Below are 26,120 nucleotides of genomic sequence, written 5' to 3'. Positions count from 1 at the left end.
GCGCCTCAGCTCTTGAGGCGCAGCATCATGGTCACCGCGCTGGCGATGGCCTGCTCGATGGTGAGCTGCTCGGCAAAGTCCTTGCCGTGCTGCAGCGCACCGAGCCACTTCTTTTCCTGAAGCGACTGGATCCACGACGGGTGCTGCGTGGCGGTGACCACGATGCGCCGCAGGTTCTCGCGGTCTGCCTCGGGCACCTGGCCCGGGCCGAACACCGCGCGCCAGTTGCCCAGCTCGGTGTTGACGCCCTGCTCGGTGAGCGAGGGCACGCCGTAGAGCGTCTTGCGCGAGGAAATCGCCAGCGGCGTGAGCGCCTTCTTTTCGATGTCGGCCTGGAATTCGCTGTAGCTGGAGATCGCCACCTGGGCCTCGCCCTTGTCCAGCAGGGCCGTCGCTTCGCGGCCGCTGGCGGTGGGCAGGTACTTCAGCTTGGTCACGTCCAGCCGCAGCTGGCGGGCGATCATGCCCGCGAGCATGTGGTCCACACCGCCGGCCGAACCGCCGGTGAAGGCGACCTTGCCGAGGTCCTTGCGCATGGCCTCCACCAGCGCGGCCATGGTGGCCGGCTGGGAGCCGGTCTTGGCCACCAGCACCATGTAGTCGTTGGTGAGCCGGGCCACCGGGCTGACCTGGGCCAGCGTCACCTCGGGTCGGCCGACCGCGATCGCACCCAGCATCACCATGCCGCCGACCAGCAGGGCGCCGGGGTCGCTGTTGTAGCGGGCCACGAAGTCGGCCAGGCCGATGGTGCCGCCCTTGCCGCCCTTGTTCTCGTAGCTGATCTTGCCGGCCAGGCCGGCGGCCTGGATGGATGCGCCGAGGGCGCGGCCGGTCTGGTCCCAGCCGCCGCCCTCGCCACCGGGGATGTAGATGCGCATGGACGCCAGCGGCTTCGGGGCCACGCCCGCAGGGGCCTGCGCGCGCAGCACCGGGTGGAAAGCGGCGGCGCTGGCCGCGCCGGCGAGCAGGAGCTGTCGTCGGTGCATTCGTGTGTCTCCTCGGGTTTCGGTTCCAATCGGCATTTCAGTTCCCTCGTCTGTCACTCTGCTGTCAACGGCGTCCGGGTTAACCCGGTGCCGCCCGAATCTGTGTCCACACCCTCATTGCGCTTCTACGCCGGGCCCGCGGCATTGCGCCACCTGCGCGAGCAGGGCCTGCGCCCGCAGCACGTCGGCGCCATTCCCGCTGCGGCGGGCGGCCCCAAGGGGCTGATCCTCGGTCCGCTGGACCGCTTCATCTTCGGCCAGTGGCTGCCGCGCAGCGCCCAGCCGGTCGACCTGGTGGGCGCGTCCATCGGCGCCTGGCGCATGGCCACCGCCTGCCTGGACGACCCCGCGGCGGCGCTGATGCACCTGCAGCGCGAATACATCGCCCAGCATTTCGAGCTGCCGCCCGGAAAGAAGCGCGCCACGCCCGAGCAGATCAGCGGGCAGTTCGCGAGCAACTTACAGCGCTTCTATGGCGGCCGTGTGAACGAGGTGCTGGCGCACCCGCGCTACCGCCTGCACATCGTGGCCTCGCGCGGGCGCCATGTGCTGGCGCGCGACGGCGCCCTGCGCACGCCGCTGGGCTATCTGGGCGCCTTCGTCAGCAACGCGGTGGGCCGCAAGGCGCTGGGCGCCTGGCTGGAGCGGGTGGTGTTCTCCTCGGCGGCCTCGGGCCACGCGGCGCCCCTGCCGTTCGCCACCCACGACTTCCGCACGCGCCAGATTCCGCTCAGCGCCGAGAACTTCATGCCGGCGCTGCAGGCCAGCTGTTCCATTCCCTTCGTGCTGCGGCCGGTGCAGCACATCCCGGGCGCGCCGGCCGGCGCCTACTGGGACGGCGGCATCACCGACTACCACCTGCACCTGCACTACCGCACGCCCGAGGCGTCGCCCATCGTGCTCTACCCGCACTTCCAGCGGGCCGTGGTGCCGGGCTGGCTGGACAAGGCCTGGAAGCGGCGGCATGTGGCCAGCCACGCGCTGGACCGCATGCTGGTGATCGCGCCCGACCCCGGCTGGGTGCGCACCCTGCCAGAGGGCAAGCTGCCCGACCGCAACGACTTCACCCGCTACGGCCAGGACCTGGCGGGCCGCATGAAGGTGTGGAACGGCGCGACCGCGGCGGCCGAACAACTGGCCGACGAGTTCGCCCAGTGGCTGGAGCGGCCCGACCTCTCGCGCGTCGAGCCGCTCTGAAGCGGCTCGCTCAGCCGGCCGGCTGCAGCCGCAGGTGGCGGCCGTACTTGTCGGCCAGGTAGCGCTCGGCGTGTTCGAGCATGAAGTAGCGGAAGGCCTCGGCCGAGGGTGAGAGCAGCTTGGACAGCGTGTGCACCACGTTCCAGGCGCGCACGATGGGCGTGCCCTCGACATCGAGGATGGCGATCAGACCGTGTTCGAGTTCAAGTCCGATGGTGTGCAGCGAGAGGAAGCTGATGCCCATGCCGGCCATCACCGCCTGCTTGATGGTCTCGTTGCTGCCCATCTCCATCACCACGCGCGGCTCCATGCGCGACTTCTCCAGGAATTTCTCCATCGCCGCCCGCGTGCCCGAACCCGGTTCGCGCAGGATGAAGCCGTAGGGCCGCAGGCTCTCCACCGTGGGGTGGCCGATGCGCATCAGCGGGTGGTCCACCGGCGCCACGAACACATGCGGGTGGGCCGCGAAGGGCTCGACGCGCGTGGCCAGTTCGCGGGGCGGGCGGCCCATGATGGCGATGTCCACCTCGTTGCCCTGCAGCATCTTCACCAGCTGCTCGCGGTTGCCCACCTCCAGCCGGATTTCCACCCCCTGGTGTTCGTGCTGGAACTGCGCCAGCAGCGGCGGCAGGAAGTACTTGGCGGTGCTCACCATGCCGATGGTCAGCTGCCCGGCCTCGACCTGCTTGAGGCGCGCAGCGGTGTCCTCGGCGTCCTTGAGCGTGGCCAGCACCTTGCGTGCGTAGACCAGCATGTACTCGCCGGCCGTGGTCAGCGCCACCTGCCGCCCCGAGCGCTCGAACAGCGGCAGGCCGACGTGGCCCTCCAGCTCCTTGATCTGCATCGTGACCGCGGGCGGCGTGAGGTGAAGGGCCTCGGCCGCGCGCGCGAAGCTGAGGTGGCGGGCCACCTCGTTAAACACCCGCAGCTGGCGGAAGGTGGCGTTCTTCATTAAGTAATCGCTTAAGTGAAAGTCAACGATATGTGAATTTACCTTATTTGAATTGCTCCCTACAGTCCCTTCACCCCCTCGAATCCCATTGCATAAAAAGGTGAACGGACATGCTCAAGGCCCTGATCTTCGACGTTGACGGCACGCTGGCCGACACCGAAGGCCTGCACCTGGAGGCTTTCAACCACGCCTTCCGCCAGGAAGGGCTGGACTGGCGCTGGGGGGTGGACGAGTACATCCGCCTGCTGGACATTTCCGGCGGGCGCGAGCGGCTGATGCACTACTGGCAGAGCGTGAACCCCGAGCACAAGGAGGTCGACGCGGGCGCGGTGAAGGATCTGGTGACCCGACTGCACGAGACCAAGACCGCGTACTACGAGAACGCGGTGCTCCAGGGCGCCGTGACCCTGCGGCCCGGCGTGCTGGCGCTGATGAGCGAGGCCCGCGCCCAGGGCCTGCAGCTGGCCATTGCCACCACCACCTCGCCGGTGAACATCGCGGCCCTGCTGCGCACAGCCATCGGCCCCGACTGGCGCGGGCACTTTCTGGCCGTCGGCGATGCTAGCAACGCGCCCATCAAGAAGCCGCACCCGCAGGTCTACATGAAGGTGCTGGCCGACCTGGGCTTCCGCGCCGCCGACTGCGTGGCCTTCGAGGACTCGTCCAACGGCCTGCGCGCCGCGACAGCCGCAGGCCTGAAGACGGTGATCACGCCCAACCGCTTCACCGCCCACCACGATTTCAAGGGTGCGCTGCGCACCGTGGCCGACCTGACGCAGGTCAGCGTGCCGCGGCTGCGCGAGTGGCATGCCCAGTGAGCCCGACCCGTTTCATCCACCGAACGCGCCCCATGTCCGCCATCCGCATCGCCCCCTCCATCCTCTCGGCCGACTTCGCCCGCCTGGGCGAGGAGGTGCGGGCCATCGAAACCGCGGGCGCCGACCTGGTGCACTTCGACGTGATGGACAACCACTACGTGCCCAACCTCACCATCGGGCCGCTGGTCTGCGAGGCGATCCGCCCGCACGTGACCATCGGCATCGACGTGCACCTGATGGTGGAGCCGGTGGACGCGCTGATCCCGCTGTTCGCCAAGGCCGGCGCCAACCTCATCAGCTTCCACCCCGAAGCCAGCCGCCATGTGGACCGCACGCTGCAGCTGATCCGCGACCACGGCTGCAAGGCCGGCCTGGTGTTCAACCCGGCCACGCCGCTTGCGCTGATGGACCACGTCATGGACAAGCTGGACCTGGTGCTTCTGATGAGCGTGAACCCGGGCTTTGGCGGCCAGAAGTTCATTCCGTCCACGCTGGGCAAGCTGCGCGACGCGCGCCGCCGCATCGATGCGGTAAAGGTCGAGACCGGCCGCGAGATCTGGCTGGAAGTGGACGGCGGCGTGAAGGTCGACAACATCGCCGAGATCGTCGCCGCCGGGGCCGACACCCTGGTCGCCGGCAGCGCCGTGTTCGGCGCGCCCGACAACGACGGCGGCTACCGCAACGTGATGCGCCAGCTTCGCCAGAACGCAAGCCCCCACGCTCCGTCGCTTCGCGAGTCGCTGCCCCCCGAGGGGGCGCGTTCTCAGCTTGGGGCGGCCCGGCGCTGAGAACCCCTGCCCAAGCCTCGAATTCCTGAAACCTCCGAAAGCCCTGCCATGACCACGCGCCGCCGCTTCACGCTCACGCAATACCTGATCGAACAACGCCGCCGCTACCCCGGTGCCAGCGGCGACTTCAACGCCCTGCTGCTGGACGTGGCCCTGGCTTGCAAGGCCATCGCGCGCTCGGTCGCCTTCGGTGAACTCGGCGGCGTGCTGGGCAACCCGGGTGCCGAGCCCGAGGTGAGCACCAGCGTCAACGTGCAGGGCGAGGTGCAGAAGAAGCTGGACGTGATCAGCAACGAGTACTTCACCCAGATGACGGAGTGGGGCGGCCACCTGGCGGGCATGGCATCCGAAGAGATGGACCACCCCTACCAGATCCCCGAGACGCAGCAGCGCGGCAAGTACCTGCTGGTGTTCGACCCGCTCGATGGTTCGAGCAACATCGACGTGAACGTGACCGTGGGTTCGATCTTCTCCATCCTGCGCGCGCCGCAGGACGTGATCGACTCCGGCCGCGACGTGGTGGAGGCCGACTTCCTGCAGCCCGGCACGCAGCAGATGGCCGCGGGCTACGCGCTCTACGGCCCCACCACCATGCTGGTGCTGACCGTGGGCAACGGTGTGGCCGGCTTCACGCTGGACCCGAACCTGGGCCAGTTCATGCTGACCCACCCCAACCTGAAGGTGCCCGAGGACACGCAGGAGTTCGCCATCAACGCGTCGAACGCGCGCTTCTGGGAAGCGCCGGTGAAGCGCTACGTGGACGAGTGCCTGGCCGGCAAGACCGGGCCGCGCGGCAAGGACTTCAACATGCGCTGGATCGCGTCCATGGTGGCCGAGGCGCACCGCATCCTGATGCGCGGCGGCGTCTTCATGTACCCGCGCGACACCAAGGACACCAGCAAGCCGGGCCGCCTGCGCCTGCTGTACGAGGCCAACCCCATCGCCATGATCATGGAACAGGCCGGTGGCCGCGCCAGCACCGGCCGCGAACCCATGCTCACCGTCCAGCCCACGGCGCTGCACCAGCGCATCGGCCTGGTCTTCGGCAGCAAACACGAGGTCGAGCGCATCGAGCGCTACCACCGAGAACCCGTGGCCTACAAGGACGACAACCCGCTGTTCGCCGAGCGCTCGCTGTTCCTTGCCTGAGCCTCGCACCGCATTTTTCATCTCCGGAGACAAGCCATGTCAGAACGACATCCCATCATCGCCATCACCGGCTCCAGCGGCGCAGGAACCTCCACGGTGACGCGCACCTTCCAGAACATCTTTCGTCGCGAAGAGCTGACGGCCGCCGTCATCGAGGGCGACAGCTTCCACCGATACGACCGCAAGGCCATGAAGGTGCGCATGGCCGAGGAGGAGGCCAAGGGCAACCAGCACTTCAGCCACTTCGGTGCCGAGGGCAACCTGTTCGAGGAGATCGAAGGCCTGTTCCGCCAGTACGCCACCGACGGCAGCGGCAAGTGCCGCAAGTACCTGCACAACGCCGAAGAAGCGGCGCCCTACCAGCAGGAGCCGGGCACCTTCACGCCCTGGGAAGAGATCCCGGCCGACACCGACCTGCTGTTCTACGAAGGCCTGCACGGCGCGGTGAAGACCGACACCGTGGACATTGCGCGCTACCCCGACCTGCTGATCGGCGTGGTGCCCTCGATCAACCTGGAATGGACGCAGAAGCTGATCCGCGACAAGACCCAGCGCGGCTACAGCCAGGAGGCGGTGGTCGACACCATCCTGCGCCGCATGCCCGACTACGTGAACTACATCGTCCCGCAGTTCGGCCTGACGCATGTGAACTTCCAGCGCGTGCCGGTGGTGGACACCTCCAACCCCTTCATCGCGCGCGACATCCCGAGTGCCGACGAGAGCATGGTGGTGATCCGCTTCGCCAAGCCCAAGGGCATCGACTTCCAGTACCTGCTGTCCATGATCAACGGCTCGTGGATGAGCCGCGCCAACACCATCGTGGTGCCGGGCGGCAAGATGGAGCTGGCGATGCAGCTCATCTTCACGCCCTTCATCTGGCGGATGATGGAACGCAAGAAGCGCGCCCTCGGGCAGGGTTGATCGGGACGAGGAGACAGACATGAAAAACCCGACCCCCGAACTCGCCCGCCAGATGGCCAACGCCATCCGCATGCTCTCCGTGGATGCGGTGGAAAAGGCCAAGAGCGGCCACCCCGGCGCCCCCATGGGCATGGCCGACATCGCCGAAGTGCTGTGGAACCGCCACCTCAAGCACAACCCGGCCAACCCGCACTGGCCCGATCGCGACCGCTTCGTGCTGTCCAACGGCCACGGCTCGATGCTGATCTATTCGCTGCTGCACCTCACGGGCTACGACCTGCCGATGGAGGAGCTCAAGAACTTCCGCCAGCTGCACAGCAAGACGGCCGGCCACCCCGAGGTCGGCATCACCCCCGGCGTGGAAACGACGACCGGCCCGCTGGGCCAGGGCATCAGCAACGGCGTGGGCATGGCGCTGGCCGAGAAGCTGCTGGCGCAGGAGTTCAACCGCCCGGACCACACCATCGTCGACCACTTCACCTATGTCTTCCTGGGCGACGGCTGCATGATGGAAGGCATCAGCCACGAGGCCTGTGCGCTCGCCGGCACGCTGCGCCTCTCGAAGCTGGTGGCCTTCTACGACGACAACGGCATCTCCATCGACGGCCACGTAGAGGGCTGGTTCACCGACGACACGCCCCAGCGCTTCGAGGCCTATGGCTGGCACGTGATTCCGGACGTGGACGGCCACGACCCGGAGGCCATCGAGGCCGCGCTGGTCGCCGCGAAGAAGCAGGGCGTGCGCGCCGACGGCAAGCCCACCCTGATCTGCTGCAAGACGGTGATCGGCATGGGCTCGCCCAACAAGGCGGGCACGCACGACGTGCACGGTGCGGCCCTGGGCGCGGCCGAGGTGCAGGCCACACGCGAGGCGCTGGGCTGGACGGCGGCGCCGTTCGAGATCCCGGCCGACGTCGGCGCCGCGTGGAACGCCCGCGAGCGCGGTGCCGCGGCCGAGCGCGTTTGGCGCCAGCGCTTCGAGGCTTACCGCACCGAGTTCCCCGCCGAGGCGGCCGAGTTCGAGCGCCGCGTGGCGGGCGATCTGCCGGCCGATTTCGAGGCCCGCCTGCCCGCGCTGTTCGAGGGCATCGCGGCCAAGACCGACCCGGTGGCCACGCGCAAGGCCAGCCAGAACGCGCTGGATGCGTTGAGCGCCCTGGTGCCCGAATTCTTCGGCGGCAGCGCCGACCTCACGGGCTCCAACCTGACCAACTTCAAGGGCTGCGTGAAGGCCGGCCGCGACACCTGGGGCAACCACCTGAGCTACGGCGTGCGCGAGTTCGGCATGGCCGCGATCATGAACGGCATCGCCCTGCACAGCGGCCACATCCCCTACGGCGGCACCTTCCTGACCTTCAGCGACTACAGCCGCAACGCCATCCGCATGGCCGCGCTGATGAAGCAGCGCGTGATCCACGTCTTCACGCACGACTCCATCGGCCTGGGCGAGGACGGCCCGACGCACCAGAGCGTCGAGCACGTGCCCAGCCTGCGCCTCATCCCGGGTCTTGACGTGTGGCGCCCGGCCGACGGGCTGGAGACCGCGGTCGCCTGGGCCTGCGCCATCGAACGCCGCGACGGCCCGAGCGCGCTGTGTCTCTCGCGCCAGAACCTGCCGTGTGTGACCGGCCAGGTCACCGCAGGGCAGATCCGCCGGGGTGGCTACGTCCTGTCCGACATGGAGAGCCCACAGGCGGTGATCGTGGCCACGGGGTCGGAGATCGAGATCGCGCTGGCGGCCCAGAAGGTGCTGGCCGCCGACGGCGTGCGCACCCGCGTGGTCTCCATGCCCAGCACCAATGTGTTCGACCGCCAGAGCGAGGCCTACCAGGACAAGGTGCTGCCGCTCTCGCTGCCCACGGTGGCGGTGGAGGCCGCGCACCCCGATTTCTGGCGCAAGTACGTGGGCCGCACCGGCGTGGTGGTGGGCATCGCCACGTTCGGCGAGTCGGCGCCGGCCAAAGAGCTGTACCAGCACTTCGGCATCACGGCCGGGCGCGTGGCCGATGCTGTGCGAACCCTGGCGCACCGCGCTTCGCACCGCCGCGAGGAGCCGCTGCCCGAGCACATCGTCGTGGGAACCCACTGATGGACGCCCGCCTTTTTGACATGGTGCTGTTCGATCTCGACGGCACCCTGGTGGAGACTGCGCCCGAGATCGCCGATGCGGTCAACGACACGCTCACCGGTCTGGGCCATGCGCCCGTGGCGCAGCAGCAGGTGGACGACTGGATCGGACACGGCACGCGCGAGCTGCTGATCAAGGCCCTGGCGCAGGCCCTGGGCATCGCACCGGCCGAGGTGCGCGCGTCCGACGCCTTCGGTCCCATCGAGGCCGAGTTCGGCCAGCACTACCAGGCGCGCTGCGGCACGCGCAGCCACCTCTATCCGAAGGTGCGCGAGAGCCTGGAGGCGCTGCGTGCGGCAGGCGTGAAGCTGGCGGTGGTGACCAACAAGGAAGGGCGCTACACGCAGACCGTGCTGGACGTGCACGGCCTCACGCCGCTGTTTCACCGCGTCATCAGCGGCGACACGCTGCCGGTGAAGAAGCCGGACCCTGCCGCCGTCGACGACTGCCTGCAGCGCTTCGGCGTGGCGCGGGAGCGGGCCGTGTTCGTGGGCGACTCGTCCATCGACGTGGCCACCGCGCGCAACGCCGGCATCGCCGTCTGGGCGCTGCCCTATGGCTACAACATGGGCGAACCCATCGAGGCCTGCGGGCCCGACCGCGTGATCCCCGACCTTTCGGCGTTGACCACCTCGCTGAGCCTGCGTGCCAACGCCGCTTCGGCCTGAACGCCTCTTTTATTTATTTCATCCGGAGACAGAAGACATGAGCCTCAAGATCGGCATCAACGGCTTCGGCCGCATCGGCCGCATGGTGTTCCGCGCGGTGGCGCAGGAAGCGGAGTTCAAGGACATCGAGGTCGTGGCCATCAACGACCTGCTGGAGCCCGACTACCTGGCCTACATGCTGCAATACGACTCGGTGCACGGCCGCTTCAAGGGCACGGTGGCCGTGGACGGGAATCACCTGGTGGTCAACGGCCGCAAGATCCGCCTGACGGCCGAGAAGGACCCGGCGAACCTGAAGTGGAACGAGGTGGGCGCCGACGTGGTGATCGAATCCACCGGCTTCTTCCTGACCAAGGACAGCTGCCAGAAGCACATCGATGCCGGCGCCAAGAAGGTCGTGCAGTCGGCCCCGTCCAAGGACGACACGCCCATGTTCGTGTTCGGCGTGAACCACGCGACCTACGCGGGCGAAGCCATCGTCTCGGCCGCGTCCTGCACCACCAACTGCCTGGCCCCGGTGGCCAAGGTGCTCAATGACCGCTTCGGCATCAAGCGCGGCCTGATGACCACGGTGCACGCGGCGACCGCCACGCAGAAGACGGTGGACGGCCCGTCGAGCAAGGACTGGCGCGGTGGCCGCGGCATTCTGGAAAACATCATCCCGTCGTCCACCGGTGCCGCCAAGGCCGTGGGCGTGGTGCTGCCCGAGCTGAACAGGAAGCTCACCGGCATGGCCTTCCGCGTGCCGACCTCCGACGTGTCGGTGGTGGACCTGACGGTGGAGCTGAACGCCGAGGCCAGCTACGACGACATCTGTGCTGCGATGAAGACCGCCAGCGAAGGGCCGCTCAAGGGCGTGCTGGGCTACACCAGCGACAAGGTGGTCTCCACCGACTTCCGCGGCTGTTCCATGCCCTCGATCTTCGACGCCGACGCCGGCATCGCGCTGGACAAGAGCTTCGTGAAGGTGGTGAGCTGGTACGACAACGAGTACGGCTACACCTGCAACATGATGCGCTTCGTGCAGCACGTGGGCGCGAACTGAACCGGGAGGTCGCGATGAAATTCCTCCGATTCAGCGACGTGTGCCGCAGCGGCTTTGCCCGCGGCAAACGCGTCTTCATCCGGGCCGATCTCAATGTGCCTCTCTCGCCCCCCACGCATCGCTGCCCCCCCGAGGGGGGCTCAGCCGCCTTGGGGCGGCCCGGCGACGGCTGGGACGACGCCGGCCGCATCACCGAGGACACGCGCGTGCGCGCCTCGATTCCAGCGATCCGGATGGCGCTGGACGCCGGCGCGGCCGTGATGGTCACCTCCCACCTGGGCCGCCCCACCGAAGGCGAGTTCAAGCCTGAAGACTCACTCTCTCCTGTGGCTCGGCGGCTGTCCGACCTGCTCGGCATCGAGGTGCGGCTGGTGTCCGGCTGGGTGGACGGTGGCTTTGCCGTCGGACCCGGCGAGGTGGTGCTGCTGGAGAACTGCCGCCTGAACGTGGGCGAGAAGAAGAACAAGCCCGAGCTGGCCGCCAAGCTGGGCAAGCTCTGCGACATCTTCGTGCACGACGCCTTCGGCACCGCGCACCGCGCCGAAGGCACGACCTACGGCATCGCCGAGACGGCGCCCATCGCCTGCGCCGGCCCGCTGCTGGCGGCCGAGATGGATGCGATTTCCAAAGCGCTGGCCAACCCGAAGCGCCCGCTGGTGGCCATCGTCGCCGGCTCCAAGGTCTCGACCAAGCTGACCATCCTGCAGGCCCTGGCCAAGAACGTCGACGGCCTGATCGTCGGCGGCGGCATCGCCAACACCTTCATGCTGGCCGCGGGTCTGAAGATCGGCAAGAGCCTGGCCGAGCCCGATCTGCTGGGCGAAGCCACGGCCGTGATCGCGGCCATGAAGGCGCGCGGTGCCGAGGTGCCGATCCCCGAGGACGTGGTCTGCGCCAAGGCCTTCGCCGCGGATGCACCCGCGACGGTCAAAGCCGCCACCGAGGTGGCCGACGACGACCTGATCCTGGACATCGGCCCCAAGACCGCGGCCAGGCTGGCCGAGAAGCTCAAGGCCGCCGGCACCATCGTCTGGAACGGCCCGGTGGGCGTGTTCGAGTTCGCCGCCTTCGAGAACGGCACCCAGGTGATCGCCCAGGCGATCGCCGAATCGAGCGCCTTCAGCATCGCCGGTGGTGGCGACACGCTGGCCGCCATTGCCAAGTACGGCATCGAGAAGGACGTGGGCTACATCTCCACCGGCGGCGGCGCCTTCCTCGAAGTGCTGGAAGGCAAGACGCTGCCGGCGTTCGAGATCCTGGCAAAGCGCGCTGAACCCTGAGTTTTTCAATCCCACGGAGACAACCCCATGGCCCTCATTTCCCTTCGCCAGCTGCTCGACCACGCGGCTGAAAACAGCTACGGCCTGCCCGCGTTCAACGTCAACAACATGGAGCAGGTGCAGGCCATCATGCAGGCCGCCGCCGCGGTGGACAGCCCGGTCATCCTGCAGGGCTCGGCCGGTGCGCGCTCCTATGCGGGCGAGCCCTTCCTGCGCCACCTGATCGCCGCCGCGATCGAGATGTACCCGCACATCCCCGTGTGCATGCACCAGGACCACGGCGCCACGCCGGGCGTGTGCTTCCGTTCCATCCAGTCGGGCTTCAGCTCGGTGATGATGGACGGCAGCCTGCTGGCCGACGGCAAGACGCCCGCGAGCTACGAGTACAACGTCAACACCACCCGGCAGGTGGTGGACCTGGCCCACGCCTGCGGCGTGTCGGTGGAAGGGGAACTGGGTTGCCTGGGTTCGCTGGAAACCGGCAAGGCCGGTGAGGAGGACGGCCACGGCGCCGAAGGCGAGCTGGACCATTCCATGCTGCTGACCGACCCCGACGAGGCGGCGGACTTCGTGACCAAGACCCAGGTGGATGCGCTGGCGATCGCCATCGGCACCAGCCACGGCGCCTACAAGTTCACCAGTAAGCCCAGCGGCAAGGTGCTGCGCATCGACCGCGTGAAGGAAATCCACCAGCGCATCCCCAACGTGCACCTGGTGATGCACGGCTCGTCCAGCGTGCCGGAAGACTGGCTGGCGATCATCAACCAGTACGGAGGCGACATGGGCCAGACCTACGGCGTGCCGGTGGAAGAGATCGTCGAAGGCATCAAGAACGGCGTGCGCAAGGTCAACATCGACACCGACCTGCGCATGGCCAGCACCGGCGCCATCCGCAAGCACCTGGCCGAAGACCGCAAGAACTTCGACCCGCGCAAGTTCTACAAGGAGGCCACCAAGGCCATGCAGGCGATCTGCGCGGCGCGCTACGAAGCCTTCGGTGCCGCCGGCATGGCCAGCAAGATCACCAAGGTGCACAGCCTGGAGGCCATGCAGAAGCGCTACGACAAGGGCGAGCTGGCCGCGCAGGTGGCCTGAACAGCACGGGAGGCGCGAGCTGCCCGCGACGAGCTGCGACCGAGACAGGGGCCGGCGCAGCGCCTGCGTTAGATTGCGGGGATGAACCGACCCCTGCACGCCGACCCGTCCGTCATCGATTCGCGCCAGGCCGCCTGGCGGCTGCTGGTGGCCCTGGGCCTGGTGGTGCTGGGCAACAGCAGCATGTACGTGGTGTCGGTGGTGCTGCCCACGGTGCAGACCGAGTTCGGCATCGACCGCGCGAGCGCCTCGCTGCCCTACACCTTCATGATGGTGTGCCTGGGGATCGGCGGCATCTGGACCGGCCGCATGGCCGACCGCCACGGCCTGATGAAGGTGCTCTGGGTGGGTGCGCTGGCGGTGGCGGGCGGCTTTCTCTGGGCCGCGCAGTCGGACAGCATCTGGACTTTTGGCCTCGCGCACGGCCTGCTCGGCCTGCTGGGCGGTGCCTCCACCTTCGCGCCGCTGCTGGCCGACACCTCGCAGTGGTGGAACCGGCGGCGCGGCATTGCGGTGGCCATCTGCGCCAGCGGCAACTACATCGCCGGCGCGCTCTGGCCGCCGCTGGTGCAGCACGGCATCGAAACCATCGGCTGGCGCCCGACCTACACCATCATGGGCCTGGTCTGCGGCCTGGGCATGCTGGCGCTCTCGGGCCTGATGCGCCAGCGCCCACCGCTGGCGCCGCCGGTATCCGCGTCGGTTGCGGGCGCGGCGCCGGCCGCCGACCGCAGCCGCCCCTTCGGCCTCAGCCCTTCCAGCGCCCAGTGGCTGCTCTGCGTGGCGGGTGTGGGCTGCTGCGTGGCGATGTCGATGCCGCAGGTGCACATCGTGGCCTACTGCACCGACCTCGGCTATGGCGCGGCGCGCGGTGCCGAGATGCTGTCCCTCATGCTGGCCAGCGGCATCGTCAGCCGCCTCGTCTCGGGCTTCATCTGCGACCGCATCGGCGGCATCCGCACCCTGCTGCTGGGCTCGGCGCTGCAGGGCGTGGCGCTGCTGCTGTTCCTGCCCTTCGACGGCATGGTGCCGCTGTATGTGGTGTCTGCGCTGTTCGGCCTGTTCCAGGGCGGCATCGTGCCGTCCTACGCGATCATCATCCGCGAGCACTTCGCGCTGCAGGAAGTGGGCGCGCGGGTCGGCGCCGTCATCATGGCCACGCTGATCGGCATGGCGCTGGGCGGCTGGCTCTCGGGCTGGATCTTCGACATGACCGGCAGCTACGACGCCGCCTTCCTCAACGGCATCGCCTGGAACCTGCTGAACCTGGCCATCGCCGGCTGGCTGTACCGGCGCATGCGTGCCGGCGCCGCTCAGCGGACCCAGGCCGGGAAGTAGCCCAGGGCGTCCTGCACGGCGCTGTCGTGGGCCGGCACCACGACCAGATCCGGGTCGGCCTGCATCAGCGCACGCACCTGTTCCAGGCTGGTCTGCGTCTGCGGGGCGTCCCCGTCGACCAGCTTTCCCGCCACCCAGAACTTGGGTGCGCCCTGCCGCAAGGCCGCCAGGGTCCAGGCCGCATCCCCGATGAAGAAATACCGCCGGCCGGAGTCGGTGGTGACGAAGAGGCCCAGCGAGCCCGGGGTGTGGCCGGGCATCGGGACCAGCACCACGGTGCCGTCCTGGTAGAGGTCGAGGCTTTCGGTATAGCCCATGAACGGCACGGGCTGGAACGCCAGCTCCTCCCACCAGATGGCGTCCGCGCCGACCTGCGAGGCCCAGGTGCCTCCGGGGCCGGTGCTCGGAGCGCGCAACCGGGGTCGCTCTGCCGCGGCAATGCCGATCCGCGCTTCCGGGAAGTCCTGCACGCCGCCGGCGTGGTCCCAGTGGCTGTGGCTCAGGATCACGCGCTGCAGCGGCGGCATGCCGGCCCTGTCCAGCTGCGTGCGCGCGCTCACCACCGGCTTGTCGTAGGTGAAGAAGGGCCGCCACCACAGCGGCATGCCTTGCTGGTACTGGGCATCGATCTGCTCGCCCAGGCCGGTGTCGAACAGCAGGTAGTCGTCGTGGTGCTTGATCAGGAACGCCGAGAAGTTGGAGTTCACCTGCCGGGTGATGTCCCCGCCCGGCACCAGCAGGGCCTGCGGCACGGCCACCTGCGAGGTCTTGATGATGGCGAAGCCGACCTTCGGCGGGGAGCCGGGCGGCGGGGAAGCAGGGGGCTGGGAAACGGTCTGGGCCTGCAGCGAGGCGGACACCAGGACCGACAGGAGGAGGGTGAAGACGGACGTGAAGGATCGGAGCATTTTCTGGGCCTTGTGGATGGATGAACCGAGGCTAAAGCCTGGTCCATGCTCCAATGTCAAGCACCGATTCAGAGGGCTCGCCCGCCCGCGCCACCATGAACATCAGCCAGTTCGCCCATGCGGCGGGGGTGTCCACCGACACCGTCCGCTACTACGAGAAACAAGGCCTCATCGGCGCGCCACGGCGCCAGGCCAACCGCTACCGGAGCTACACCGACGCCGATGTCGCCGCGGTGCGGTTCGTGCGGGGCGCGCAGGCACTGGGGTTCTCGCTGGCAGAGATCCGGGCCATCCTGCCGCAGGTGGCGAAGGGCGCCTTCGGCCGCGCCGAGATCGAGCAGCAGCTGCAGGCCAAGATGGCGCAGATCGACGCGCACATGGCGCAGCTCAGGACCCTGAAGAAGGAACTGAAAGCCACCTTTGACGCGCTGCGGTGCGCGCCCACGCAGCCGGTGTCGACCGCGCAGGCCACCGCGCCCGACAGCGGCAGCGGTGCAGGCGCGGCGGTGGTGCGGCGCGCGTTTTCCAGGCGCGCCACGCAGGGTTGAATCCAGCGCCGGGCCGTCCCAAGCTGAATTCGCATCCCCTCGGGGGGCAGCGACCCGCGCAGCGGCGGAGCGTGGGGGCTCGGAATCCAGCGCCGGGCCGCCCCAAGCTGAATTCGCGCCCCCTCGGGGGGCAGCGACCCGCGCAGCGGCGGAGCGTGGGGGTTCGTTTTATTTGCTGCTGACGTATTCCGCCACGGCCGCCATCTCCAGCTCCGTCATCTTCTCCACCACCGCGTGCATCACCGCGTTGTCGTTGGTGCGCTCGCGCTTGTTGAAGGACTTGAGCTGGGTGTGGATGTAGCCCGGGATCTGGCCCGCCAGGCGGGGCAGGTTGGCGGCGCCCTCGGCGTTGGTGCCGTGGCAGCTCACGCAGGCCGGCACGCCGCTGAACTTGTTGCCGTTGTGGAAGATGTAGCGGCCCATGGCGGCGAGCTGCGGGTCTTTGGCTTCTTCGCGCGGGAGCACGAACTTCTCGTAGTACTTGCCCAGCGCCACCATCTCGTCCTGTGTGAGCTTGCTGACCATCTCCACCATGGCCGTGCTCTTGCGCGCGCCGCTCTTGAAAGCGGTGAGCTGCTTGGTGATGTATTCGGCGTGCTGACCCGCCAGACGCGGAAACACCTCGCTGGTCGACTCGCCCTGCGCGCCATGGCACAGGAAGCAGGAGCCGCCCGCGATCTTCTTGGCCCGCGCCTCGTCGGCCTGGGCCCAGGCGGTGGTGCCGGCCAGCGCCAAGAGGGCGAGCAGGGTGAGTCGGTGGGCCTTCATTGCATAACCTCTGACTGATATTTGTTTGCGAAAAAAAGCGCCCCGACGAGACACCGGGGCGCTGCGGGAGTCCGTCAGGCCAGGGTGTCGGCCCAGATGTTGCGCGCCCACGCGTGTGCGTAGCGGCCTTCAAGTTCGCTCGCGGCCGACGACACGCCGCCCGAGCCCGGCACGGCCAGCATGGTCTTCTTCTCGGCGTCGTAGCGGTGCACGCTGGCCACGTGCACCACGTCCTCGTCGGTCACGAAGCTGTAGCAGGTGTTGGCGTATATCGGCAGCTGCGGCGGCTCCTTGCCCTGCAGCAGCGAGACCACGGCCGCGGCGCAGGTCTTGCCATGCTGGTTGGCCATGTGGCCCGACTTGGGCATGCCAGGGGCGATCTGGATCGCGTCGCCCAGCACGTGGATGTTCTTCTTCGCCTTCGACTCGAAGGTCAGGAAGTCCACCTCGCACCAGCGGTTGTTGGCGGTGGCCAGGCCGGTGCGCACGGCGATGTCACCGGCGCGCATGTTGGGCACCACGTTGGCTACCGCGGCCTTGAAGTCGTCGTTGAACTCAAACTTCAGGGTGTTGGTGGAGGCGTCGACCTCGACCACCTTGTGCTTGGGGCGGTACTCGATGATGCCCTTGTAGTGCTCGTCCCAGGCCTTCATGAACAGGCCCTTCTTGGACTGGATGTCGTCGTTGGCGTCGAAGATCACGACCTTGCTCTTGGGCTTGGCCTTCTTGAAGTAGTTGGCCACCATGCAGGCGCGCTCGTAGGGGCCGGGCGGGCAGCGGTACGGTGCCAGCGGGATCGACAGCGCGTAGACGCCGCCATCGGGCATGGCTTCGAGCTGCTTGCGCAGCGCCACCGTCTGCGGGCCGGCCTTCCAGGCGTGCAGCACCTTGTCCTGCGCGCCGGGCTTGGTCATGCCGGCCACCGTGTCCCACATGAAGTCGATGCCGGGCGAGAGGATCAGGCGGTCGTAGGGCAGCTCGCCACCGGCGGCCAGCTTCACCACGCGCTTCTCGGCGTCGATGCTGGTGACCATGTCGCGCACGATCTTCACGCCGTGGCGCTTTTCCAGGTTGTCGTAGGGCGTGGTGATGTCGGCGATGGTCTTGCTGCCCTGGAGCACCAGGTTGGAGATGGGGCAGGAGACGAAGGCCGCATTGGGCTCGACCAGGGTCACCTGGATGCCGTAGTCCGAGAACATGCGCACGTACTTGGCGGCGGTGGCACCCCCGTAGCCGCCACCGACCACCACCACCTTGGGGCCGTAGCCGCCACCTGTGGCGCAACCGGCAAGACCACCAATGCCCGCGAGGACCGAACCGGCGCCCAGGGTCTGAACAAATTGACGACGTTGCATGGTGGGCTCCTTATTTCTTCTGGGCGGCGAAGTAGGCGGCGATGTCCTTGAGCTGCTCGTCGGAGTAGCCCTTGGACAGCTGGTGCATGATGGTTGCGGGCTTGCGGCCGCTCTTGAAGTCCATCAGCTTCTGGTACAGCTCGTCCTTGTCCTTGCCCGCCAACGGCTCGTTGCCCTGCAGGGCACGGCCCTCGGTGCCATGGCAGTTGGCGCAGGCGGCTGCCCACACGCGCACCTGGTTCACCTGGGCCTGCGCTCCCACGGCGGCGGCACACAGGGCGCCCGCCGTCAGCCATTTCATTGTCTTGACCATCGTTGTCTCCACTGGGGTTGGGGAAGGGATCAAAAACTGTAGCAGAGCCCCTCGGTTGGCAGGCAAAGCATCAGTGATTTCGCATATTTAGATGCTTGATGCTAGCACCGGGAAAAACCCTGCCTGAACGGTAAAAACCCTAGAGAAATCAAAGCGGATTTGCGGGGTTTTGTCAGCGCGTCGTCAGTGCGTTGGCCTTTGGCCGGGACATCGGAGGTCCCGTCTGTCAGCGATCCGAAGGAATCCGGGTTTACACTAATCTGTATATAGGCAATCAATCATATAGTTGATTGATTGAAATCAAATTCTTCCGGAGACAGACCAGGTGGACAGCATGCAGTCGGTGTTCGAGTCGGTGGCGCGCTACTTCAGCGTGCTCGGCGAGCCCACGCGCCTGCGCATCCTCCATGCCCTGTGCCAGGAAGAGAAGTGTGTCAACGGACTGATCCGCGAGACCGGGCTGGCCCAGGCCAACGCCTCGCGCCACCTGGGCCTGATGTACCAGGCCGGCCTGCTGTCGCGCCGCCGCGAGGGCACGCAGGTGTTCTACCGCGTGGCCGACCCGCTCTACATCGAACTCTGCCGCACGGTCTCGACGCAGCTGCTGGCCCGCGCCGACGCCGAGTTGTCCCCACCCGGACAGGGCGCCGTTGCGGCGCCCCGCCCATTCCCCGCCAACGAGAAGGAACCCACCAGTGTCTAAAGACCTGAACGACGTGATCGGGCGCGTGCTGCCCGCGCCCGAGAATTTCCTGAGTACCGAGAAGCTGGAACAGGCGCGCAAGGCCCGCCGCCGCTTCATGGGCAATGCCCTGGCCATGGGCGCCGGCGTCGCGGCTTCGGTCGGTGCGGCCAGCCGGGCGATGGCGGCCGGTGCGGAGGGTGAGGACGCCATTCTCAAGCTGCCCGAGCACAGCACGGGCCTGGGCCAGCCGGTGGCCATGGACCCGGGCTACGGCCAGCCCAGCAAGTGGGAAACCAACCTGCGCCGCCGCCAGAGCCCGGGCCTGACCCGCGTCGACCAGGCCTCGGTGAGTTTCACGCCGCTGCAGGGCCTGTTCGGCATCATCACGCCCAGCGGCCTGCACTTCGAGCGCCACCACCAGGGCTGGTGGGACATCGATCCGTCCAAGCACCGCCTGATGGTCAACGGCCTGGTCAAGCGCCAGCGCGTGTTCACCATGGACGACCTGATGCGCCTGCCCAGCGTCTCGCGCATCCATTTCATCGAGTGCGGTGCCAACACGGCGACCGAGTGGGGCAACGTGGCGGTGCCCACCGTGCAGTACACGCACGGCATGGTCAGCTGCTCGGAGTTCACCGGTGTGCTGCTGTCCACCCTGCTGGAGATGTGCGGGTACGACAAGAAGGCCGCCAAGTACGTGCTGGCCGAAGGCGCCGACGGTTCGTCCATGACGCGCACCATCGACATCGAGCGCGCCATGGACGACTGCATCGTGGCCTGGGGCATGAACGGCGAGATGCTGCGGCCGGAGAACGGCTACCCGTTGCGCCTGGTGGTGCCGGGCATCCAGGGCGTGAGCTGGGTGAAGTATCTGCGCCGCATCGAGGTGGGCGACCAGAAGTGGGCGACCAAGGACGAGGCGGTGCACTACATCGACCACATGCCCGATGGCACGCACCGCCAGTACACCGGCATCCAGGAGTGCAAGTCGGTCATCACCACGCCCTCGGCCGGCCAGACGCTGCTGGACAAGGGCTACTACAACGTCACCGGCCTGGCCTGGTCGGGCCGCGGAACGATCAAGCGCGTGGATGTGAGCGTGGACGGCGGCCGCAACTGGCGCACTGCGCGCATCGAAGGCCCGGTGCTGCCCAAGGCGCTGACGCGTTTCAACATCGACTGGGTGTGGGATGGCAAGCCCGCCATCCTGCAGGCACGCGCCATCGACAGCACGGGCTATGTGCAGCCCAAGATCAACCAGCTGCGCGCGGTGCGCGGCACACGGTCGGTCTACCACCAGAACGCCATCCAGAGCTGGCTGGTCGGTGAAAACGGCGAAGTCTCCAACGTGCAGGTGTACTGAATGAAAACCGCGATCCGCTCTTCCTTTCGCGCCATCGCCGCTGCCGCGCTGGTCAGCTCGACCCTCGGTGCCGCCATGGCACAGGACAAACCCTGGGCGAACATGGGCCGTGACGCCACGCCGGCCGAGGTCAAGGCCTGGGACATCGACGTGCGCCCCGACTTCAAGGGCCTGCCGGCCGGTGCCGGCAGCGTGTCCCTGGGCGAGACCGTGTGGGAGTCGCGCTGCGCCTCCTGCCACGGTGCCTTCGGCGAATCCAACGAGGTGTTCACGCCCATCATCGGTGGCACCACCAAGAAGGACATCGAGACCGGGCGTGTGGCCGCGCTGGTGGAGGGTGCCAAGAGCACCGCACCGCAGAAGACCACCATCATGAAGGTGGCCACGCTCTCCACGCTGTGGGACTACATCAACCGGGCGATGCCCTGGAACAACCCCAAGACGCTCAAGCCCGACGAGGTCTACGGCGTCACGGCCTACCTGCTGAGCCTGGCCGAAGTGGTGCCGCCCGACTTCACACTGAGCGACAAGAACATCGCCGAGGTGCAGCAGCGCATGCCCAACCGCAACGGCATGGTGTTCCACGAGCCACTGTGGAAGGTCAATGGCAAGGGCGACGTGAAGAACGTGGCCTGCATGAAGGACTGCGCGGTGGACCCCAAGGTGCATTCCTTCCTGCCCGACTTCGCGCGCGACGCGCACGGCAACATCCAGCAGCAGAACCGCGTGATCGGTCCGGTGCGTGGCGCCGACACCACCCAGCCCGCGCCCAAGGGGCTGATCGGTGCTGCCGCGGCCGCCACCGTGGCACCCGCCGCACCAGCGGCCGGCAAGGGGCCGAATGTGAACAGCCTGCTGGCGGCCAACGCCTGCACCGCCTGCCACGGCGTGAAGAACAAGATCGTCGGCCCCGGCTTCAACGAGATCGCCGCCAAGCACAAGGGCCGGGCCGATGCCGAGGCCTACCTGGTGGGCAAGATCAAGTCCGGTGGTTCGGGGGTGTGGGGCGCGGTGCCCATGCCGCCCCAGCCCCAGATCAAGGACGACGACGCCAAGGCCATCGCGCAGTGGATCGCCACCGGTGCGAAGTGAGTGAAGGACAAGCCAGATTGAATATTCGGATTTACTCGTTAACCCCATTCTTCCCATCACAAGGAGCCACTACCCTATGACCATGCACCTTTCCCGAATCGTCGTGTCGGCGGCCGCGCTGCTGTCGTGTGCCGGCGCCTTCGCGGTCGACGCCGCCGCCGCCAAGGCCCTGGCCGCCAAGAGCGCCTGCCTGGCCTGCCACGCGGTCGACAAGAAGCTGGTCGGCCCTGCCTACAAGGAAGTGGCCGCCAAACACAAGGGCCAGGCCGACGCCGTGGCCGTGGTGGCCGCGCGCATCAAGTCCGGCGGTTCGGGTCTGTACGGCGCGGTGCCCATGCCGCCCCAGCCCGCCCTGAAGGACGACGAGCTGAAACTGCTTGCCGAGTGGGTGCTGGCCGGCGCTCCCGACAAATAATCTCCCATCCCTCTTTTCACCAGGAGTTCAAGATGAACCAATCCCGTCGCACCGCCCTCAAGTCCACCGGCGCGTTCGCCACGCTGGTCTCGCTGGGCATCGTCACCCAGAGCCAGGCCCAGGCCGCCGTCGACCAGGCCAGCTTCCAGGTCAAGACGCTGGAAGACGCCCTCAAGGCCATCGGCGGCACGCCCGCCACCAGCGACCAGGTGTCGGTGGTGTCGCCCGACATCGCCGAGAACGGCGCCGTGGTGCCCGTGGGCGCCACCAGCAAGCTGCCCAACACCACCGAGATGTACCTGATCGTCGAGAAGAACCCGACCCCGCTGTCGTGCGGCTTCATGATCCCGGCCGGCACCGCCGCCGACGTGCAGACCCGCCTGAAGATGGGCCAGAGCACCAACGTGATCGCCGTGGTCAAGGCCGACGGCAAGCTCTTCTCGGCCACCAAGGAAACCAAGGTGACCCTGGGCGGCTGCGGCGGCTGACCGGCCCCGAACCTCCCGAACCTTTTCCCCATTTCATTGAATTGACAGGAGTCCATCATGGCTGATCCGATGCGCATCCGTGCCGCCCTCGCCGGCGACGAAACCACCGTTCGCGTGCTGATGTCCCACCCCATGGAACCCGGTACCCGCAAAGACGCGGCCGGCGCCCTCATTCCCGCCCACTTCATCAAGGACCTGGAAGCCACCCACAACGGCAAGACCGTGCTCAAGGCCATGTTCAGCGGCTCGGTGTCGCAGAACCCCTTCCTGTCCTTCAAGTTCAAGGGCGCGGCCAAGGGCGACAAGGTCGTGGTGAAGTGGGTCGACAACAAGGGCGATTCGCGCACCGACGAAGCCGCGATCGCCTGACACCCCCGCCGCGCGGGATGGGACCACCCCCGCCGCGCTTCGCGCGACCCCCTCCAGGGGGCGTCACCTGCGGCCCGGCGGAGCCGGTTCCGCGGTGACCGCTGGCAGCACGCCGCTGCCACTGCCTTCCACAACAACAGGAGAACACCCATGAAATTCGACGCTCGCCACGCTGCCCTTCTGATGGGTGGCGTTTTCGCGCTGGGTGCGGTGCATGCCCAGGGCAACGCCGCGCTGGACGGCATCAACAAATACCGCGAGATGCTGCAGGACGGCAACCCGGCCGAACTTTTCGAGATGAAGGGTGAGGAACTGTGGAAGCAGAAGCGCGGGCCGAAGAACGCCTCGCTGGAGCAATGCGACCTGGGCAAGGGCCCCGGTGTGCTCAAGGGCGCCTTCACCGAGCTGCCGCGCTACTTCAAGGACACCGGCAAGGTCATGGACCTGGAGACGCGTCTGATCCACTGCATGGTCACGCTGCAGGGTCTCAGCGAGGCCGAGCTGTACAAGGCCGCGCCTTCGATCGGAAAAGGCGAGGGCGCCAACCTGGTGGCCATCACCACCTATGTGGCGACCCAGTCCAAGGGCGAGCGGTTCAATCTGTCGCAAACGCATGCCCAGGAAAAGACCATGTACGAGGTGGGCAAGCGCCTGTTCTTCCAGCGCGGCGGCCCGCACGACTTTGCCTGCTCGTCCTGCCACGGCGTCGACGGTGGCCGCATCCGCCTGCAGGAGCTGCCCAACCTGACCAAGAACCCGGGCGACGGTGTGGGGGTGGCCGCCTGGCCGGCCTACCGCGTGTCGAACTCGCAGATGTGGACCATGCAGAAGCGCCTGAACGACTGCTACCGCCAGCAGCGCTTCCCCGAGCCCAAGTTCGGCAGCGACGCCACCATCGCGCTGCAGGTGTACATGGGTGTGAACGCCAAGGGCGCCGAGTCCATCGTGCCGGCCATCAAGCGCTGATCCGCAGGAGACGACCCATGAAAAAGACCTTTGCCATCGCCCTGTTCCCCCTGACCGTCCTGGCGCTGGGCGCCTGTTCCACCGGCGGTGCCGGTGCCGACTACGACCAGGTGCACGCCAGTGTCGTGAAAGCCTCGTTCCAGCCCAACGGCATCGCCACGCTGGACTACCTCAAGCAGGACGAAGCCAACCGCCTGTGCAGCGCCGCCGACGTGGCTGGCAAGCCGCTGGACGAGAAGACCGCCAAGGCCATTGAGGCCGACGCGCTCAAGACCATCAAGATGCCCAGCGACGGCAAGTTCATCGGAGACTGGAAGGAGGGCGAGAAGATCGCCCAGAGCGGCCGCGGCCTGACCTGGACCGACAAGGCCACCGACGTCAACGGCGGCAACTGCTACAACTGCCACCAGATGGACAAGAAGGAAATCTCCTTCGGCAACCTCGGCCCCAGCCTCTACAACTACGGCAAGCTGCGGGGCGTGAGCGATCCGGATGCGCCGGCCTCCAAGGCCATCGTGGAATACACCTGGGGCAAGCTGTGGAACTCGCGCGCCTACAACGCGTGTTCGCAGATGCCGCGCGCCGGCCACAAGGGCATCCTGAGCGAGAAGAACCTCAAGGACGTGATGGCCCTGCTGCTGGACCCCAAGTCGCCGGTCAACCAGTGACCGGCCGGGCCCGCGCCGGTGCAAGCCGGCGCGGGCCCTCCGGCCAAAAAATTTGACTCAAATATCAGTGTGCAATTGAGAAGGAATGTTTATGAGCTTCAGCCGTCGTGAATTCATGCAGGTGCTGGCCGTCGCCAGTGCGGGCGGCATGGCCCTGAACCACAAGGACGTGCTGGCCGCCAAGCCTGGCGCGGGACAGGCGCTGTACGACCTGCCGAAGTTCGGCAACGTCAGCTTCCTGCACTTCACCGACTGCCATGCGCAGCTCATGCCCATCCACTTCCGCGAGCCCAACGTGAACCTGGGCGTGGCCGACGCCGTGGGCCGGCCGCCGCACATCGTGGGCGAGGCGCTGCTCAAGCACTTCAAGATCCGCCCCGGCACCGCCGAGGCGCACGCCTTCACCTACCTCAACTTCGAGAAGGCCGCGAAGACCTACGGCAAGGTCGGCGGTTTCGCGCACCTGGCCACCCTGGTCAAGATGCTCAAGGCCAGCCGTCCGCACGCCATGCTGCTCGATGGCGGCGACACCTGGCAGGGCAGTGCCACCGCGCTGTGGACCAACGGCCAGGACATGGTCGACGCCTGCAAGCTGCTGGGCGTGAACGCCATGTGCCCGCACTGGGAGTTCACCCTGGGCGAGCAGCGCGTCAAGGAGATCATCGAGAAGGACTTCGCCGGCCAGCTGGACTTCCTGGCGCAGAACGTCAAGACCAACGACTTCGGCGACCCGGTGTTCAAGCCCTACGTCATCAAGGAAATGAACGGCGTGCCCGTCGCCGTGATCGGCCAGGCGTTCCCCTACACCCCGATCGCCAACCCGCGCTACATGGTGCCCAACTGGGAGTTCGGCATCCAGGACGAGAACATGCAGAAGATGGTCGACGAGGTGCGCGCCAAGGGGGCGCAGGCCGTGGTCGTCATCTCGCACAACGGCATGGACGTGGACATCAAGATGGCCTCGCGCGTGACCGGCATCGACGCCATCCTGGGCGGCCACACGCACGACGGCATGCCCGCACCGCTGGTGGTCAAGAACGCCAAGGGCCAGACCCTGGTGACCAACGCCGGCTCCAACAGCAAGTTCCTCGGTGTGCTCGATTTCGACGTGCGCGGTGGCAAGGTGCAGGACTTCCGCTACAAGCTGCTGCCCGTGTTCGCCAACCTGCTGCCGGCCGACAAAGAGATGCAGGCCTACATCGACAAGGTGCGCGCGCCCTACAAGGCCAAGCTCGACGAGACGCTGGCGGTGTCCGAAGGTCTGCTCTACCGCCGTGGCAACTTCAACGGCTCGTGGGATCAGCTCATCGTGGACGCGCTGATGGAGGTCAAGGGCGCCGACCTGGCGTTCTCGCCGGGCTTCCGCTGGGGCACGACCATCCTGCCGGGCCAGGCCATCACGCGCGAACTGATGATGGACCAGGTGGCCATCACCTACCCGACCAGCACGCTGACCGAGATGAGCGGCGAGACCATCAAGACGGTGCTGGAAGACGTCTGCGACAACCTGTTCAACCCCGACCCCTACTACCAGCAGGGTGGTGACATGGTGCGCGTGGGCGGGCTGGCCTACACCTGCGACCCGAATGCGGGTTCGGGCAAACGCATCAGCAACATGATGCTCAATGGCAAGGCGATCGAAGCCAGCAAGACCTACAAGGTGGCGGGCTGGGCGCCGGTGGCCGAAGGCGCCAAGGGCGAGCCGATCTGGGATGTGATGGAGGCCTACTTCAAAAACCACAAGACCATCGCGCCGCGCAAGATCAACACGCCCAAGCTGGTGGGCATGCAGGGCAACCCCGGCATGGTGGTCTGAG

Annotated in this window: 27 protein-coding genes; 21 read left to right on the top strand and 6 right to left on the bottom strand. The window is 67.4% G+C overall.

Going from position 1 to position 26,120, the window contains the following annotated elements:
• Positions 1-5 precede the first annotated feature (5 nt).
• On the bottom strand, positions 6-986 hold the full coding sequence (locus DD542_RS00810) for a tripartite tricarboxylate transporter substrate-binding protein (RefSeq protein WP_164868312.1): 981 nt from the start codon (positions 984-986) through the stop codon (positions 6-8).
• 102 nt (positions 987-1,088) lie between these two features.
• On the opposite strand from DD542_RS00810, the gene DD542_RS00805 reads away from it, so the two are divergent.
• Positions 1,089-2,183 (top strand): patatin-like phospholipase family protein, encoded by a 1,095-nt coding sequence (locus DD542_RS00805; RefSeq protein WP_127803078.1) that lies wholly within the window; start codon positions 1,089-1,091, stop codon positions 2,181-2,183.
• A gap of 10 nt (positions 2,184-2,193) precedes the next feature.
• On the opposite strand, the gene DD542_RS00800 is transcribed toward DD542_RS00805, so the two are convergent.
• A complete protein-coding gene (locus DD542_RS00800; RefSeq protein ID WP_066156594.1) occupies positions 2,194-3,135 on the bottom strand; it encodes a LysR family transcriptional regulator in 942 nt (313 codons plus the stop codon).
• Between the two features lie 110 nt (positions 3,136-3,245).
• Between DD542_RS00800 and DD542_RS00795 the strand changes: the two genes are divergently transcribed.
• The 10 genes from DD542_RS00795 to DD542_RS00750 all read left to right on the top strand — a co-directional run bounded on the left by DD542_RS00795 (position 3,246) and on the right by DD542_RS00750 (position 14,365).
• Positions 3,246-3,953: an HAD-IA family hydrolase gene (locus DD542_RS00795; protein WP_079364718.1), complete on the top strand. Its 708-nt coding sequence runs from the start codon at positions 3,246-3,248 to the stop codon at positions 3,951-3,953.
• 32 nt (positions 3,954-3,985) lie between these two features.
• Positions 3,986-4,741 carry a ribulose-phosphate 3-epimerase gene (rpe, locus tag DD542_RS00790; protein ID WP_127803076.1) on the top strand — a complete coding sequence of 252 codons (756 nt, stop codon included), beginning with the start codon at positions 3,986-3,988 and terminating at the stop codon, positions 4,739-4,741.
• A gap of 48 nt (positions 4,742-4,789) precedes the next feature.
• The gene (locus DD542_RS00785; RefSeq protein ID WP_127803074.1) at positions 4,790-5,890 is read left to right on the top strand and encodes a class 1 fructose-bisphosphatase; all 1,101 of its coding nucleotides are present in this window, start codon (positions 4,790-4,792) and stop codon (positions 5,888-5,890) included.
• A 36-nt stretch (positions 5,891-5,926) separates the two neighbouring features.
• Positions 5,927-6,811, top strand: coding sequence for a phosphoribulokinase (locus DD542_RS00780; RefSeq protein ID WP_079364720.1), 885 nt, complete (start codon positions 5,927-5,929; stop codon positions 6,809-6,811).
• Positions 6,812-6,830: 19 nt separating this feature from the next.
• Positions 6,831-8,900, top strand: coding sequence for a transketolase (gene tkt / locus DD542_RS00775; RefSeq protein WP_127803072.1), 2,070 nt, complete (start codon positions 6,831-6,833; stop codon positions 8,898-8,900).
• A complete protein-coding gene (gph, locus tag DD542_RS00770) occupies positions 8,900-9,607 on the top strand; it encodes a phosphoglycolate phosphatase (RefSeq protein WP_127803070.1) in 708 nt (235 codons plus the stop codon). Before tkt ends, gph begins: the two co-directional genes overlap by 1 nt.
• Before the next feature lie 37 nt (positions 9,608-9,644).
• Positions 9,645-10,652: a type I glyceraldehyde-3-phosphate dehydrogenase gene (gene gap / locus DD542_RS00765; protein WP_127803068.1), complete on the top strand. Its 1,008-nt coding sequence runs from the start codon at positions 9,645-9,647 to the stop codon at positions 10,650-10,652.
• Positions 10,653-10,666: 14 nt separating this feature from the next.
• On the top strand, positions 10,667-11,932 hold the full coding sequence (locus tag DD542_RS00760; RefSeq protein WP_127803066.1) for a phosphoglycerate kinase: 1,266 nt from the start codon (positions 10,667-10,669) through the stop codon (positions 11,930-11,932).
• A gap of 27 nt (positions 11,933-11,959) precedes the next feature.
• The gene (gene fba / locus DD542_RS00755; protein WP_127803064.1) at positions 11,960-13,027 is read left to right on the top strand and encodes a class II fructose-bisphosphate aldolase; all 1,068 of its coding nucleotides are present in this window, start codon (positions 11,960-11,962) and stop codon (positions 13,025-13,027) included.
• Positions 13,028-13,108: 81 nt separating this feature from the next.
• The gene (locus DD542_RS00750) at positions 13,109-14,365 is read left to right on the top strand and encodes an MFS transporter (RefSeq protein WP_127803062.1); all 1,257 of its coding nucleotides are present in this window, start codon (positions 13,109-13,111) and stop codon (positions 14,363-14,365) included.
• Here DD542_RS00750 and DD542_RS00745 read toward each other — a convergent pair.
• On the bottom strand, positions 14,341-15,273 hold the full coding sequence (locus tag DD542_RS00745) for an MBL fold metallo-hydrolase (protein WP_127803060.1): 933 nt from the start codon (positions 15,271-15,273) through the stop codon (positions 14,341-14,343). The two genes, DD542_RS00750 and DD542_RS00745, sit on opposite strands and share 25 nt — an antisense overlap.
• A gap of 53 nt (positions 15,274-15,326) precedes the next feature.
• Between DD542_RS00745 and DD542_RS00740 the strand changes: the two genes are divergently transcribed.
• Positions 15,327-15,821 (top strand): MerR family transcriptional regulator, encoded by a 495-nt coding sequence (locus DD542_RS00740; RefSeq protein WP_127803058.1) that lies wholly within the window; start codon positions 15,327-15,329, stop codon positions 15,819-15,821.
• A 168-nt stretch (positions 15,822-15,989) separates the two neighbouring features.
• Here DD542_RS00740 and DD542_RS00735 read toward each other — a convergent pair whose 3' ends face one another.
• The 3 genes from DD542_RS00735 to DD542_RS00725 all read right to left on the bottom strand — a co-directional run bounded on the left by DD542_RS00735 (position 15,990) and on the right by DD542_RS00725 (position 18,257).
• The gene (locus tag DD542_RS00735; protein ID WP_127803056.1) at positions 15,990-16,589 is read right to left on the bottom strand and encodes a c-type cytochrome; all 600 of its coding nucleotides are present in this window, start codon (positions 16,587-16,589) and stop codon (positions 15,990-15,992) included.
• 74 nt (positions 16,590-16,663) lie between these two features.
• Positions 16,664-17,944, bottom strand: coding sequence for an NAD(P)/FAD-dependent oxidoreductase (locus tag DD542_RS00730; RefSeq protein ID WP_066149388.1), 1,281 nt, complete (start codon positions 17,942-17,944; stop codon positions 16,664-16,666).
• Between the two features lie 10 nt (positions 17,945-17,954).
• Positions 17,955-18,257: a c-type cytochrome gene (locus DD542_RS00725; RefSeq protein ID WP_241559647.1), complete on the bottom strand. Its 303-nt coding sequence runs from the start codon at positions 18,255-18,257 to the stop codon at positions 17,955-17,957.
• A gap of 334 nt (positions 18,258-18,591) precedes the next feature.
• On the opposite strand from DD542_RS00725, the gene DD542_RS00720 reads away from it, so the two are divergent.
• From DD542_RS00720 to soxB, 9 genes are all read left to right on the top strand, one after another.
• Positions 18,592-18,960, top strand: a complete 369-nt coding sequence (locus tag DD542_RS00720) for a metalloregulator ArsR/SmtB family transcription factor (protein WP_241559841.1) — start codon at positions 18,592-18,594, stop codon at positions 18,958-18,960.
• The gene (gene soxC / locus DD542_RS00715) at positions 18,953-20,305 is read left to right on the top strand and encodes a sulfite dehydrogenase (RefSeq protein ID WP_206610747.1); all 1,353 of its coding nucleotides are present in this window, start codon (positions 18,953-18,955) and stop codon (positions 20,303-20,305) included. The genes DD542_RS00720 and soxC overlap by 8 nt, the downstream gene beginning before the upstream one ends.
• Entirely contained in the window at positions 20,306-21,397 is a 1,092-nt protein-coding gene (locus tag DD542_RS00710; RefSeq protein ID WP_127803052.1) for a c-type cytochrome, read from the top strand.
• An 82-nt stretch (positions 21,398-21,479) separates the two neighbouring features.
• A complete protein-coding gene (locus DD542_RS00705; protein WP_127803050.1) occupies positions 21,480-21,812 on the top strand; it encodes a c-type cytochrome in 333 nt (110 codons plus the stop codon).
• A 32-nt stretch (positions 21,813-21,844) separates the two neighbouring features.
• On the top strand, positions 21,845-22,300 hold the full coding sequence (soxY, locus tag DD542_RS00700) for a thiosulfate oxidation carrier protein SoxY (protein WP_066149394.1): 456 nt from the start codon (positions 21,845-21,847) through the stop codon (positions 22,298-22,300).
• Positions 22,301-22,357: 57 nt separating this feature from the next.
• Positions 22,358-22,669 (top strand): thiosulfate oxidation carrier complex protein SoxZ, encoded by a 312-nt coding sequence (gene soxZ, locus DD542_RS00695; RefSeq protein WP_079367098.1) that lies wholly within the window; start codon positions 22,358-22,360, stop codon positions 22,667-22,669.
• Between the two features lie 183 nt (positions 22,670-22,852).
• Complete coding sequence (gene soxA / locus DD542_RS00690; RefSeq protein WP_066150849.1) at positions 22,853-23,635, top strand: sulfur oxidation c-type cytochrome SoxA; 783 nt, start codon at positions 22,853-22,855, stop codon at positions 23,633-23,635.
• A 17-nt stretch (positions 23,636-23,652) separates the two neighbouring features.
• Positions 23,653-24,303 (top strand): sulfur oxidation c-type cytochrome SoxX, encoded by a 651-nt coding sequence (soxX, locus tag DD542_RS00685; protein ID WP_066149399.1) that lies wholly within the window; start codon positions 23,653-23,655, stop codon positions 24,301-24,303.
• Positions 24,304-24,394: 91 nt separating this feature from the next.
• Positions 24,395-26,119, top strand: coding sequence for a thiosulfohydrolase SoxB (soxB, locus tag DD542_RS00680; RefSeq protein WP_127803048.1), 1,725 nt, complete (start codon positions 24,395-24,397; stop codon positions 26,117-26,119).
• The last annotated feature ends 1 nt before the right edge of the window (position 26,120 follow it).

Origin of the sequence: Hydrogenophaga sp. NH-16, assembly GCF_004006415.1 — a bacterium.
Classification (GTDB): Bacteria; Pseudomonadota; Gammaproteobacteria; order Burkholderiales; family Burkholderiaceae_C; genus Hydrogenophaga; species Hydrogenophaga pseudoflava.
This window is presented reverse-complemented; position numbering and strand designations above follow the sequence as displayed.

Excerpts from the sequence above, each read along its gene's own strand:
- DD542_RS00810 (WP_164868312.1), bottom strand. The coding sequence starts at position 986 with ATGCACCGACGACAGCTCCTGCTCGCCGGCGCGGCCAGCGCCGCCGCT.
- DD542_RS00800 (WP_066156594.1), bottom strand. The coding sequence starts at position 3,135 with ATGAAGAACGCCACCTTCCGCCAGCTGCGGGTGTTTAACGAGGTGGCC.
- DD542_RS00795 (WP_079364718.1), top strand. The coding sequence starts at position 3,246 with ATGCTCAAGGCCCTGATCTTCGACGTTGACGGCACGCTGGCCGACACC.
- rpe (WP_127803076.1), top strand. The coding sequence starts at position 3,986 with ATGTCCGCCATCCGCATCGCCCCCTCCATCCTCTCGGCCGACTTCGCC.
- DD542_RS00785 (WP_127803074.1), top strand. The coding sequence starts at position 4,790 with ATGACCACGCGCCGCCGCTTCACGCTCACGCAATACCTGATCGAACAA.
- DD542_RS00780 (WP_079364720.1), top strand. The coding sequence starts at position 5,927 with ATGTCAGAACGACATCCCATCATCGCCATCACCGGCTCCAGCGGCGCA.
- tkt (WP_127803072.1), top strand. The coding sequence starts at position 6,831 with ATGAAAAACCCGACCCCCGAACTCGCCCGCCAGATGGCCAACGCCATC.
- gph (WP_127803070.1), top strand. The coding sequence starts at position 8,900 with ATGGACGCCCGCCTTTTTGACATGGTGCTGTTCGATCTCGACGGCACC.
- gap (WP_127803068.1), top strand. The coding sequence starts at position 9,645 with ATGAGCCTCAAGATCGGCATCAACGGCTTCGGCCGCATCGGCCGCATG.
- DD542_RS00760 (WP_127803066.1), top strand. The coding sequence starts at position 10,667 with ATGAAATTCCTCCGATTCAGCGACGTGTGCCGCAGCGGCTTTGCCCGC.
- fba (WP_127803064.1), top strand. The coding sequence starts at position 11,960 with ATGGCCCTCATTTCCCTTCGCCAGCTGCTCGACCACGCGGCTGAAAAC.
- DD542_RS00750 (WP_127803062.1), top strand. The coding sequence starts at position 13,109 with ATGAACCGACCCCTGCACGCCGACCCGTCCGTCATCGATTCGCGCCAG.
- DD542_RS00745 (WP_127803060.1), bottom strand. The coding sequence starts at position 15,273 with ATGCTCCGATCCTTCACGTCCGTCTTCACCCTCCTCCTGTCGGTCCTG.
- DD542_RS00740 (WP_127803058.1), top strand. The coding sequence starts at position 15,327 with ATGTCAAGCACCGATTCAGAGGGCTCGCCCGCCCGCGCCACCATGAAC.
- DD542_RS00735 (WP_127803056.1), bottom strand. The coding sequence starts at position 16,589 with ATGAAGGCCCACCGACTCACCCTGCTCGCCCTCTTGGCGCTGGCCGGC.
- DD542_RS00730 (WP_066149388.1), bottom strand. The coding sequence starts at position 17,944 with ATGCAACGTCGTCAATTTGTTCAGACCCTGGGCGCCGGTTCGGTCCTC.
- DD542_RS00725 (WP_241559647.1), bottom strand. The coding sequence starts at position 18,257 with ATGGTCAAGACAATGAAATGGCTGACGGCGGGCGCCCTGTGTGCCGCC.
- DD542_RS00720 (WP_241559841.1), top strand. The coding sequence starts at position 18,592 with ATGCAGTCGGTGTTCGAGTCGGTGGCGCGCTACTTCAGCGTGCTCGGC.
- DD542_RS00710 (WP_127803052.1), top strand. The coding sequence starts at position 20,306 with ATGAAAACCGCGATCCGCTCTTCCTTTCGCGCCATCGCCGCTGCCGCG.
- DD542_RS00705 (WP_127803050.1), top strand. The coding sequence starts at position 21,480 with ATGCACCTTTCCCGAATCGTCGTGTCGGCGGCCGCGCTGCTGTCGTGT.
- soxY (WP_066149394.1), top strand. The coding sequence starts at position 21,845 with ATGAACCAATCCCGTCGCACCGCCCTCAAGTCCACCGGCGCGTTCGCC.
- soxZ (WP_079367098.1), top strand. The coding sequence starts at position 22,358 with ATGGCTGATCCGATGCGCATCCGTGCCGCCCTCGCCGGCGACGAAACC.
- soxA (WP_066150849.1), top strand. The coding sequence starts at position 22,853 with ATGGGTGGCGTTTTCGCGCTGGGTGCGGTGCATGCCCAGGGCAACGCC.
- soxX (WP_066149399.1), top strand. The coding sequence starts at position 23,653 with ATGAAAAAGACCTTTGCCATCGCCCTGTTCCCCCTGACCGTCCTGGCG.
- soxB (WP_127803048.1), top strand. The coding sequence starts at position 24,395 with ATGAGCTTCAGCCGTCGTGAATTCATGCAGGTGCTGGCCGTCGCCAGT.